The sequence below is a fragment of the Methanomethylovorans sp. genome, from assembly GCF_041305605.1.
Taxonomy (GTDB): domain Archaea; phylum Halobacteriota; class Methanosarcinia; order Methanosarcinales; family Methanosarcinaceae; genus Methanomethylovorans.
In genome coordinates, this window is the sequence record NZ_JBFYLB010000179.1 from 1 (window position 1) to 12,107 (window position 12,107).

Annotated in this window: 11 protein-coding genes; 5 read left to right on the top strand and 6 right to left on the bottom strand. The window is 41.9% G+C overall.

Annotation, left to right across the window (positions count from 1 at the left end):
* Window positions 1-302 precede the first annotated feature (302 nt).
* The 3 genes from ACCM36_RS11435 to ACCM36_RS11445 all read left to right on the top strand — a co-directional run bounded on the left by ACCM36_RS11435 (window position 303) and on the right by ACCM36_RS11445 (window position 5,450).
* The gene (locus tag ACCM36_RS11435) at window positions 303-1,133 is read left to right on the top strand and encodes a CbbQ/NirQ/NorQ/GpvN family protein (RefSeq protein ID WP_370573896.1); all 831 of its coding nucleotides are present in this window, start codon (window positions 303-305) and stop codon (window positions 1,131-1,133) included.
* Window positions 1,134-1,142: 9 nt separating this feature from the next.
* Entirely contained in the window at window positions 1,143-4,571 is a 3,429-nt protein-coding gene (locus tag ACCM36_RS11440; RefSeq protein ID WP_370573897.1) for a nitric oxide reductase activation protein NorD, read from the top strand.
* Window positions 4,572-5,201: 630 nt separating this feature from the next.
* Window positions 5,202-5,450, top strand: coding sequence for a SemiSWEET transporter (locus ACCM36_RS11445; protein WP_370573898.1), 249 nt, complete (start codon window positions 5,202-5,204; stop codon window positions 5,448-5,450).
* 118 nt (window positions 5,451-5,568) lie between these two features.
* Here the strand turns inward: ACCM36_RS11445 and ACCM36_RS11450 are convergent, their stop codons facing one another.
* From ACCM36_RS11450 to ACCM36_RS11465, 4 genes are all read right to left on the bottom strand, one after another.
* Window positions 5,569-5,847 (bottom strand): CxxC-x17-CxxC domain-containing protein, encoded by a 279-nt coding sequence (locus ACCM36_RS11450; protein ID WP_370573899.1) that lies wholly within the window; start codon window positions 5,845-5,847, stop codon window positions 5,569-5,571.
* Between the two features lie 86 nt (window positions 5,848-5,933).
* Window positions 5,934-6,083, bottom strand: a complete 150-nt coding sequence (locus ACCM36_RS11455; protein ID WP_370573900.1) for a hypothetical protein — start codon at window positions 6,081-6,083, stop codon at window positions 5,934-5,936.
* A gap of 142 nt (window positions 6,084-6,225) precedes the next feature.
* Window positions 6,226-6,600, bottom strand: a complete 375-nt coding sequence (locus ACCM36_RS11460; RefSeq protein WP_370573901.1) for a Mov34/MPN/PAD-1 family protein — start codon at window positions 6,598-6,600, stop codon at window positions 6,226-6,228.
* 45 nt (window positions 6,601-6,645) lie between these two features.
* Window positions 6,646-7,023, bottom strand: a complete 378-nt coding sequence (locus ACCM36_RS11465) for a DUF5658 family protein (RefSeq protein WP_370573906.1) — start codon at window positions 7,021-7,023, stop codon at window positions 6,646-6,648.
* Window positions 7,024-7,570: 547 nt separating this feature from the next.
* On the opposite strand from ACCM36_RS11465, the gene ACCM36_RS11470 reads away from it, so the two are divergent.
* A complete protein-coding gene (locus ACCM36_RS11470; protein WP_370573902.1) occupies window positions 7,571-7,990 on the top strand; it encodes a PaaI family thioesterase in 420 nt (139 codons plus the stop codon).
* 64 nt (window positions 7,991-8,054) lie between these two features.
* Here the strand turns inward: ACCM36_RS11470 and ACCM36_RS11475 are convergent, their stop codons facing one another.
* Together ACCM36_RS11475 and ACCM36_RS11480 are read right to left on the bottom strand one after the other, a co-directional pair.
* Window positions 8,055-8,903, bottom strand: coding sequence for a methanogenesis marker 8 protein (locus ACCM36_RS11475; protein WP_370573903.1), 849 nt, complete (start codon window positions 8,901-8,903; stop codon window positions 8,055-8,057).
* 47 nt (window positions 8,904-8,950) lie between these two features.
* Complete coding sequence (locus ACCM36_RS11480) at window positions 8,951-10,252, bottom strand: phenylacetate--CoA ligase family protein (RefSeq protein WP_370573904.1); 1,302 nt, start codon at window positions 10,250-10,252, stop codon at window positions 8,951-8,953.
* Window positions 10,253-10,496: 244 nt separating this feature from the next.
* Between ACCM36_RS11480 and ACCM36_RS11485 the strand changes: the two genes are divergently transcribed.
* Complete coding sequence (locus ACCM36_RS11485; protein ID WP_370573905.1) at window positions 10,497-11,789, top strand: hypothetical protein; 1,293 nt, start codon at window positions 10,497-10,499, stop codon at window positions 11,787-11,789.
* Window positions 11,790-12,107: the final 318 nt, after the last annotated feature.

The window sequence follows — 12,107 nt, forward strand, 5'->3', positions numbered from 1 at the left end:
TATATAACATAAATTATGAACATAGCTTCTAGGAAAATTGACATTAGAAAACTACAATGGTCAGTACCTTAAATCCAGCATAGCCCATTATTTTCTTAAATCTTGAATAAATTTATAGATCATTTGCAAATCCCATAATCTAGATCATACCTTCATTGCAGTCAATGAAACTTTATACCTATTTATTTCTGCAATTTTCAGACATATAATTCCATTCTACCTTTCACTCTCCAATACCACTAAATATAAACCATAATCCTCCATTCATTGTACAACAACGAATTAAATCTGGAATCGGTGCTATGGTTACAAAATGTGGTTTATCAGAGGAATTACCTATTGAGAAGTATCTCATTGAGAAGGAGCCATACTATGTGCCTGTAGGAAATGAAGTGGAGATCTTCATGTCAGCCTATCGGAACAAATTACCGGTTAACCTTAAAGGGCCGACCGGTTGTGGAAAGACTCGTTTCATGGAATACATGGCCTACAAACTAAAGCGTCCTCTGATAACCGTGGCCTGTCATGAGGACCTGACGGCTACTGACCTTGTGGGAAGGTTTTTGATAAAAGGAGAATCAGTGGAATGGAGCGATGGTCCTCTTACAAAAGCTGTTAAGCACGGTGCTATCTGTTATCTTGATGAAGTTGTGGAAGCACGCAAGGACACAATAGTTGTTATCCACCCCCTCACTGATGATAGGCGTATTTTGCCTATAGATAAGCTGGGGGTAATCCTCAGGGCCCCTTGCGAATTCATGTTGAGTATTTCCTATAATCCGGGTTATCAGAGTGTTGTAAAGGACCTCAAGCAAAGCACACGCCAGAGGTTCGTGGCTATAGATTTCGATTATCCCCCGTCGGAACTTGAAATGAAGATAGTAACCTATGAAAGTGGGGTAAATGAGGAAATGGCCAGCTATCTGGTAGATATAGGTCACCGTATAAGGAACTTCAAGCAGCATGGCCTTGAAGAAGGTGTAAGTACCCGTTTGCTCATCTATGCAGGTAAGCTCATAAAGGATGGAATCGACCCCAAGGAAGCATGCCGTATAGCCATGGTCAAGCCTATAACCGACAACACTGATCTGCAAAAAAGCATTAATGAGATCATATCCACTATCATGGAGTGAACAAGAGGAATGCCAGAAACGGGTGGAAAAACACCTTTTTCCCGGGAAGAAATAATTGAGACTGTCAGATCATATTTCCATAATCTTGATCCGGACGACCTGTCTTCTGTAGTGGAAAAGCTTATAGATGTGCATTCACAAGACCTGAATTTCATACTAATTTCCGGAAAGTTCATAGCAGGCAAAAGTCGAAGAGTTATTATATCTTATCTCAGGGCAGCGCCTCAGGTGTATCGATTGCTTACACGAGACGCTTTCAGAGAATGGGACATACTATCAAAAAAAGTATCATTTCTCAGCAATTCCTGCATCGAAGGATTCTTTGATGCCTCAGGTATGATCATTGAAAAAAGCGGTTTACCTCTTTTACAAAGATGGGCCGAAATGGGATTATCCATCGCATCAAAAGACAAAGGACTTGCTATATCATACTTTACCAATACCGCTGAAGTGGTAGTTTCTGTAGAGTTTGAATATCTGGAAGAACTTGTAGCTATCGGCAGCAAATTATCAGGCTCCAACATAAGGGTAGCTGAAAGTTATTATAAAAATCTGGCAAGCCTTTTAATTCTGCTATCTCCGGCCGAGTTCCATGGGTTCGTTGAGATCATCGAAAATATGAGAGAAAAGGACTGGAGGACGGTAGTGGAGATCATCAACGGTTCCAAGGAAACTTTTGTTGCTATCGAGCCTCAAAGACGGCATTTAGTCCTCAATGCACTGAGTTCCGTTCTCCGCTTCAGTGTTCCTCTGACTCTGGCATTGTTCAATAAGTCCCCTCTCTCCGTGGCCAATTTGAATGATAGTGATTTCAAAAAATGGTTGTCTGTGACAGAAAGGATTGCAGATCTAAACACAGATGTGGCCATATCCTTTGTTAACCGAAGCCCCAGGCTCCTTGGCTCTGTGGACATTGATGAAATAAAGGAATGGGCAGAAAGATGTGCAGCCCTTATTTTCAGAGATAGACAGGCTGCAAAAGCATTTATCGAGTATAGTTTCAAGGGTCTTGAAAGCCATATTCGGGACACGGACCGTGAAAAAAGAGCATTCATACTTGATGTGGGATCTGAGCTCGCTTTGGTAAACCCGGCGTGCGTGGAGAATTACTTCAAATACGCTCCTGATGTGCTGCAGCTCTTTAACTACCAGAATTTCAGGGAATGGCTGGCTATAGGAAAAATGATCGCACAACATAGTTCCAACTTGGGCTCCGGCTATTGCAAGCACTCAGCGGTCGCTTTTCAGAAGATCCCGCCGGGCTATCACGGAGAAGTATTCTCTACGGCACGCATGTTGCTGGGGATAGACTGGCTGTTAGCAGGTGTTTTCTTTGAAAGCCTGCCGGAAGTAGTAGAAAAGATAGAACCTGAAGAGATCAGAAAATGGGCAGGTACAGGCCTTAAGGTATATGAAAAAGATAAAAAGATAGCAGTAGATTACTTTGCTTTTTCACCATCCCTGCTGGAAGAGCTGGATGTAAGGGAACTTGAAGAATGGGCCCTTAAAGGCATCAGCATTTTTGATGAAAATTCGATTCGTGGCAGACCTTATTTTTCTCTCAAATCCAAAAGTTCCACAGATATGATAGAAGAACTTAAAGGTGGCGTTGCCCTGAAAAAAGTTGCAAATATCCTCAGGTATTTTGCTGTTGGTCTTTCAGGTGTGGATTTTAGTATCCGGTCAAAACATGTCCTTCCGCTGGCTGAAGGTGTTGACCTTATAAATCCTATAATTGCTGGCAATGCGATCTATCTGGAACCAAAGATCAAGAAATATGGAGGTTTTGAGGATAACTTCAATATGTATAAGCTGAGTGTGATGCATGAAGTAGGACATGTGCAGTTCAGCACCACGGAAATATCCACTCGAGCAGCAGCACCTGTACTTAAAAAAATGGGAATAATGTTCAGCAGTGCTGTGGAAATTGTGGACATCTCAAGCCTCTTCTCAGCTTTTCCAGATCATATTCTGGCTGTTGATATCATGGGCATCATAGAGGATGCAAGGATAGAATACATGATATTTGCTTCCTACAGGGGACTGCGTGATAGTTTCAAAGAGATCAGAACTCACCTCCTGCAGGCAAGGCCTATTCCTGAAAATGGCCTGGAAAGGTTCATGGAAGCCCTGCTCTGGCTTTCCACCGGCAATGAACCGGCCTTCGATATAGAAGAAAAGATTAAGCCTGCAATAACCTTTTGCAGGGATCTGCTTCATAAGGCACTTCATCCGAATTCCTCAACCCTGGATTCCCTGGAAGTAACATTTGAAATTTATACTTTGCTCGGGGATCTTTACACTCCCCCGACTAACCGGCAATACACACCGATAAAAAATCTCGAATACAGAGGCATAGGCATTTCTGCTTTGACTGAAGAAGGACCTGCTTCCAAGGACCCCTATGAGCACATGCTCGCAAGATTCGTACCCCAGTGTGAGGAAAGCAAGGAAGAAGAGAAGAAAGAAGAAAAACCAGACGAAATGTTCCAGGAACAAAACTATGCTATTCCAAATAACTGGAATGTGCGTGAGATTTTCAGATACGATGAATGGGATACTGTGATCAATGATTACAAATCCGGATGGTGCGTAGTGAAAGAAATAGAGCCAATGGGGGATTCAGGAGAATATTTTGAAGAGGCTATAGAACGCTACAGTAATGAGATAACCCTCATTAGACGGATTTTCAGCACAATGAAGCCGGAAGCCTTCCACAAGCTAAAAGGACAGACTGATGGCACTGAAATAGACATTGATGCGTTCATAGAAGCCCTCATGCAAAAAAAATGTGGGGTGAGTCTGGATGATCGTTTTTATTTGAGGTGGGACAAAAGAGAAAGGGATGTAGCTACCCTTTTCCTTGTGGATGTGAGCGCTTCGACTTCCAAAAAGCTGGACATGGGGGGCCAGAGTATAATAGATGTGGAAAAAGATTCTGTGATAATCATGAGCCAGGCACTGGAAAGTATTGGAGACAAATATGCTATCTATGCTTTCTCCGGCCATACACGCAATGATGTGGAGTATTACATCATAAAGGAGTTCAATGAGGAACTTTCCGATACTGTGGCCCACAGGATAAGCCAGCTGGAACCAGTGGCTAATACACGGCTTGGGCCTGTGATCCGACATTCCATTGAAAAGCTGGAACAGGTGCAGGCAAGAACAAAGATTATAGTGCTTCTCTCAGATGGAGAACCTTATGACACCTGTCATGGCGAAGGAGCATATGAAGGACGCCTTGCGGAAGAGGATACACGGGTAGCCATCCAGGAAGGTAATGCCCGCAACATACATTTCTTCTGCATAACAGTAGATAAGAATCCCGGGAAATATCTTGATACGATTTTCTCAAATGTGGGTTACACGATAATTGACGATGCACAGGTGCTGCCTGCAAGGCTTCCGGCATTGTACAAGAGACTCACTACGTGAATGTGGAAACGTATTCCACACCGTATGTTTTAAAGCTGAAAAATGATGCTATATCAGGTAAGTCTTTCTGTAAATATATCTCTGTGAGGAGATTGATATTCTTCCGTGCTTTCATTTTCCATTAACTGAATAAGGCAAATTATATTCTGGTATGCTTTCGAAGCTTCCTCCAAACTAAATGTTGCTGCAAAACTGTGCAACAGCTTGATAGTATCGAGGATTTCTGAGGATTCTATGAGAACCATTGAGTTATCACCATTAGCATTGTAGCATCCTGAATATCCTGCTCTGGTCAGACCATAGAGATCCACAGAGGCAGGAGGATACGGATCAGATCCTCCTTTTTACTATGGATATAGATGCCCGGCAAATATGTCTTCTGAATAATCCAATGGCATTGTAATATATAACAAAACCTTGCAATAATTCACAATACCTGTGATACTCTTCAGTTCATATGAGAAGTTAGTACTACAATGTAATCTTATAATGAGAGCTTAACATCATACCTTGCACTTGAATTTATTTAAGGATGATAAGAAAAAGAGATGAAAATATCAGGTTAGTTTTTAAACCTGGATGTACTTAGTACTGATATAGGCGAATAAAAAAATATAAATGGAGTATTACATGATCGGCTATCTGGCAGGAACCCTTACCACCCTTGCTTTTGCACCTCAGCTGCTGAAGGCCTTGAAGACTAAATCCACAAAAGACATCTCATTACTGATGCTTTTGTGCTCCACAACAGGTATGACACTATGGTTGTATCACGGATTGCTGATCAAAGATATGGCCCTGATCTTGGCTAATTCTGTTTCCATAGCTTTAGCTTCAGCTCTTCTTCTTTATAAGTTAAAGAAAGACTACTGGAATTGAATGGGCGGTAGACATCTATCAATGATGCTTCGATCAAAATTGAGAATATGAATTTAAAAAATGAAGTGCAGTACAAATGATGTACTTCACTTCAGTTAGAAATAATTATATAGAGTAGTTAGTATCTCTTTGGTGGTCTGTGCTTCTGGTAGCATTCCCTGCAGTATACAGGTCTGTCACCGGATGGCACGAATGGCACTTCAGTTTCCTGTCCGCAGTCAGCGCAGGTTGCTTTATGCATTTCCCTTGGACCGCTTGGCCTGAATCCACCGCTTCCGCCTCTTGAACCGCCGCTTCCGCCGGACCTGAATCCACCGCTTCCACCGCTTCCGCCTCTTGAACCGCCACTTCCGCCGGACCTGAATCCGCCACTTCCGCCTCTTCTATCGTTGTTCATATTTGATATCCTTTGTTGCTTTATTGTATTAGTTTGTCTCAGCATGCTGAGACTGAGAATTCGTGCATGACCTAGTCAATCTGGCTTTAAATCTCTACTTTTGCAAAAACCACAAACCTGCGGATACGCATAACTGTATCTTCTATAATACCTTTAAAAAAGGCATTAGAAACAGCTTCAGTTGAGACCGAATCATTTATCTTGATCAATACAACCCATTCTCTGTATTCAGTCAATTAACCTAAAAGAAGCAAACAGAAACGGTATTATCCTTTTCTTTACTCGCCAACTAAGCTAACTGCAATTGTCATACTGGTATTTTTGATATATATACTTGTTGCTTTCCTGGAAAAACGCACTTTCAAGGTACATAAGAGCTTAGCCATCAATAATTTGTAGGTCCCTCTCATCACCTTCGGCATTAAAACATTTCCAGCTTTGAAGATCATATGGGTATCCTGCGATTATATGGTAATTTCCTGTTTTCCCAAACATTTGCAGATCTGCGGTAGATGGCTTGATAATTCCTCTCGGATGACTATGCACAGAACCTACTGTAGAAATATTAGGCATCATGAATAGTTTGAGTAAAGCACTGGTTTCTCCGGACTCTGTCCCTGGCAAGACCAGCACTTCAGTAATAATACCGTCTTCTGCCTTAAGCAGACCCGCAAATTCATTCGGATAAGATGACTTACTTACCTCTAGAATAAATTCAAGAGTTCCCCTATCAATACCTTTTATCCTCTTCATAGAGAAAGGATGAGGAACTAAATGTATATAGTATTAGGCATAACCTCATGCATTCAACACAGCAACTACAGATCCCAGAAAGCTCCAGTCATAAAGTCCCACAAAGATGTTGTTTATGGTAAGAACTATACCAAGGACTGCCACTGAAGATTTTAGCCCTTCTTTTAAGTAAGGCGCTATCTCATGCTTACAATTGTTCAATATATATAAATTGACCACAAGCAATCCTACAAACAACAATTTGAGCAACAACAAGCCATAAATTCCACTAATTGAAATAAAGGGATTGAGAAGTATATTGCCTTCCTGTCCGTTCGGGAGAGCATATGCTGTGCTCAGCCAATCACCTATAACATAGAAGAGAATAATGATGCGTATTTCCCATAGAATGCTTCTAAGGGAAGAATTAGTGCGCTCACTTATTGTACCACCTAGTTACATCAAAGAGAAGCCAGTATAAATACTTATCTATGCTCAAGTGAATAATATAGAAAAGAAGAGATATATAAAGAGAAAATCGAGAAAATCATGTCCTAGTTATTTGAAAATAGAAACAATATCTGCATATGAAAGCTTTTAAAAGAAAGAGAAAAAGAAGAATAGGAGGAAAGGTAATATGTCAGTTACTATCACAGGCGAGTCAGATCACCCCGTGATAACTGAAAAGTGAGTAGTATGCAAGCGTTGCTATGGCCATTGTTATCAGTACTATGACGAATTGCGTCATTTCTGTTTCGTGTCCGTACATTTCTATCATGGTTGATCATGACAATATAGCAAATCATCTTATATATACCTATCCCATAAATATCATGATTAATAATTTTCATTATTTTCCGTGTAACTTTATAGTGGTCATTCCTATGTTGTCAGGTCAATAATAAGCAATATCTATAACCCAGACATCGGCAGATTTTTAGGCCTTCCGCAGCATCTAGATACATCTGAGAATCTGAATGGAGTAATCACAGTGCAAGAAACAATTACACCACTTATGGAACTATTGTCCAAGGACAGATTTTCGGCACATTGTAATGTAGAATTACTTGATGCCAGTCCCGGATATGCAAAAGCTCGTATGCTCATTGCAGATGAACATCTGAATGGTTTCGGTACCGTTCACGGAGGCGCTATCTTTACCCTTGCAGACCTCGTTTTCGGGAGTGCGGCAAACGCTCACGGAAGAATAGCAATGGCAATAAATTGTTCCATAGCTTACGTGAAAGCCGTAAGGCAAGGTTATTTGACCGCAGAAGCCAAGGAGATATCCATAGGCCATAAATTGGCAACATATATAGTGACCATTACAGACGAAGAAGACGAGATGATCGCAACCTTCCAAGGTACAGCTTACAGAAAAAACGAAACAATAGAAGAATTACTGGCATAAAGAAAATGAAAGCTAGAAAATAATTCCACATAAATACATATCTGCAGGAGTGTATTCATTAATTTTATTTCAGCTCCCGGGGTTGTTTCTTTTCAGGGAGAACCGGAAGAGGCATGGTATTAACCAGTATGGGACTTTCCACTTCCTTGGCGCGTTCAAGTAGCAGCTCCTTACCTTTTTGTGTCACTGCGAACAGAGGCACTGCCGTACCCACCTGTGCTATCGGTTTTATGATATCCCTTAAGGATTTGGATGCACAGCCCGTTACAATATCGACGTATTTGAGAAGCTCAGCAGCATTTTCTTTGGTCAGGCCCGTGGTGTGAGCAGCTATTATACTTAGATCAAGGTCATATACTCTCTCAAGCTCCCTAAGCCTGGAAGCCGTCAGAGCATCGACAACAGAAACGGCTATTTTCCTGTGACCCATTTGTGCAGTTTTTTCCACACCTGCAACCGGGTCGATGCTCGCATGCAGGGGATCAAGAACTGTACCTCCCCTCAGTTCAATACCTTTTATAACCTCAGGAATGGGATCGGTCTCTACAAGCCCGGAGATCCTTGCTCCCATGCCCTGCACCAATCTTGGATTGGCAGTAATGACAGTTCCTGCGCCATCGCATACGGTAACAGTGGTATCAAGCATGCCCCGGTTAAGACCTGTCATCATTACTTCTGAAGCACCGAAACCCACGAACACATCCATTTCGAGTTTTCTTTGTGGAGTGAACAGGCCGAAGTCCCTGATACGAAACTCCATGTTCTTCCTTACTTCTTCAGAGTTGATCCTTTTTATACCCCTGGCCTTTTCAAAGAGAGGGCACCATTCTAACTGCGGTTCACCTACTTCTACGACCTTGCCATCTTTTACTACTACCCGTGTCATTCCAAGGATTTCCATTACATGTGCCATCATATCACCTGATTTGCAGTTCAAGTTGAACACTTGAACAAAGAAAATCAAAGAGCATTACGTCTGTCAATGACCTTTTTAGACTTGCCCTCCGTACGAGGTATGGAGCCTTTCTCAGCCAATTCCACATTAGTACGTATGTTCAGGACGCTTTGAAGCTCATTTTCCACATGTTCTTGCAGTGCAGCAAGGTCACGCAATTCCCCTGTAAAAGCGTTTTCCGTAATTTCCACTTTCACGGTGATCTCATCCAGCATCTTTTTGTTCCTGTCCAAGATGACCTGGAAATGTTCTGTGATCTGCGGAATCTTCACTATTACATCTTCTATCTGTGAGGGGAATACATTGATCCCTCTGACAATGAGCATGTCATCAGATCTACCCAGTAATCTTGAAATGCGCACAGTAGTACGCCCGCAAGAACACTCACTTTCCAGCAACCGTGTGATATCTCCTGTCCTGTATCTGATAATAGGGAGTGCTTCCTTGGTAAGAGATGTCAGCACCAGCTCACCTTTTTCTCCTTCAGCGACCTGTTCCCCATCCTGGTCAAGTACTTCTACATAGAAATGATCGCTCCACAGATGCAATCCATCCTGTTCTTCACACTCGAAGGCCACACCTGGCCCCATGAGCTCAGAAAGGCCATAGGAATCATATGCCTTGATATTGAGTATGTTCTCAAGCTGTTTTCGGGTGTTCGAGGACCATGGTTCCGCACCGAAACATCCTACACGAAGAGATAATTTATCAACTATGTCCATCTCCCGGGCGGTCTCAGCAAGGTACAGCGCATAAGAAGGAGTGCAATGCAGGGCCGTTACTCCAAAATCCATCATCATCTCAAGCTGGCGTACAGTGCTGCCCGTACCGCTGGGAACCGTCATGGCACCTATCTTTTCCACCCCGTAGTGGAACCCAAGTCCACCGGTAAAAAGGCCATAGTTCACTGCATTCTGGAATACATCGTTCTTGCCAAGACCTACCATTGTCAGATTGCGAGCCATAAGATCAGACCATGTTTCCAGATCATTTTTGGTGTATCCTACTACAGTTGGTTTGCCGCTCGTGCCGGACGAAGCATGGATACGCACAATATCTCTTTTCGGCACGGCAAAAAGGCCGAAAGGGTAGTTATCCCGCAGGTCGGTCTTACGGGTGAAAGGAAGAAGCTTCAGATCATCCAGGAATCGAATATCATCCGGAGTTATGCCGGCCTCTTTGAACTTGCGGGCATAGAAAGGAACATTATTATAAGCTGCAGCCACTGTCTTTTTTAACCGAGTGAGCTGTAATTCCTTGAGTTCTTCGTGACCCATGGTCTCATATTTTGGCTGCCAGTATTTCATGTAACTATCTCCTAAATGTGCATTCCTCATAGGTTTTCACACTTATATTGTTTACTATAATTTTCAGTTGCTGCGATCAGAAAAATGATAAGCAGTGACCAGCACATTATGAAATGATAGGGTTTTTAGCTATGCTCTGCCAGACTATGTACACGCCATTCCAGAGCATGTACAAAATTTAGTTTTTTATGCCATAATACTTACATGCATGTGCACAGTATTACTATAATAAAAACGGGATAATATGCGTTACTACGAAAAACGGTTACTTAGGTCCATCTTTCTCTTTTTAACAGTATTGTCCATAGTATATGTTTCTCCGGTTTCCTGTGGCTGGAACCAGACAATTACAGATATAGATGTTACATATGAAGTTTCGCCTGATGGAAAGAACATACATGTACTTAGACAGGTCACATTTGAAAACAATGATGAAGACACCAGGTTCTGGAGAGGCTACTATTCAAGCTTCAATTATTACTTGCCGGCAAATGCAAAAAACATCTATGCCTATGAGAAAGAGGATGGTAATACTCTTACCTGGAGTCTGACGGCCGAGGGATACTACACTTTCAGCCTGAGTAAAAAATTATGGTATGGAGATCGTTATGTATTTTACATAGAATATGACCTTCCACGCAATAGTAACACTGCAGTATTCAGTATAGTGGAATATGGTAATAGAACACAGGTCATATTAAGAACTCCTCAATCCTACGAAACTGATATTGAAAGAAAAGATTATCATATGCTTGAACAGGGAGAATTCACTGAATTCGTTTTTCCACGAGGTGCTACCTGGAAAAACCCCTGCCAGGTAACTTGTGTGAACCACACCAATATGCAGGAGATAAAGAGTGTTGTACGTCTTAGTGAAAAAGATGTAGGAGTAACTGTCAGGTTCTGGGAAGGGGAAGATGCCTGGAGCACACACATATTAAATACAACTATGCAAAGTCTCCTATTGCTTGAAAATGTCACCGGCTTTCCATACCCTGCCAGGTATAATATTACCATAGTCCAGGCAAGCGTAGAAGATACCCAAGGTTACGGGGGGTTTAACCAAGGCAGTAAAGGCATATATCTTCTTCATACTTCCAGCGATGCCATACTAATACACGAACTTGCCCACTATTGGACACGAGAATGTCATTTTTCACACATCTGGATGGATGAAGGACATGCAGACCTATACACATATCTTGTTCTGGAACGAACAAAACCTGATATTGCTGAAAAAAGGAAAGATAAAACTTTAGAAACGTACCAAAAGCTGGAAAGAAAATATGACATACCCCTTTCTACATGGGATACTGCCGATAATTTCGATTCAACTAATGGAGAAGCCATCCAGTTCGGCTACAGTAAAGCGTTCACTGCAATTTATTTGGTGTACGAAGACCTGGGACCAGAGACAATGCAGACTGGCTGGCAATGTTTAAGCGAACATGGCTGCACAGTCGATGAACAATCCTTCATCAGCGTCATGGAAGAAACATCAGGCAAGGATATAGGATATATCGAAGAATACCTGTAAAAGGTTAAAATATTAGGAATAGAGCCTGAATCGCAAATTTACCAAAGATACAGGTTCTTTCCTGTTTCGACTCCATCATTATTTGTGACTCATTGTGGCTTAAAGTAATATTACATTACTTCATCTTAGATATGAGGTAATGATCATGGATAATAGCATAGATACAGGAGACATTAATTTGCTCATCACCGAAAGGGAAAGACAGCAGCTTCTTGCAGAATTGCATGCCCGTCTTTTCTGGGTCGGAGAAGAGATACCCTATTTTGTAGAGATAAACGGCAAAAAATGCAAACTGCATGAAAGAGTCTGGGATCTGAT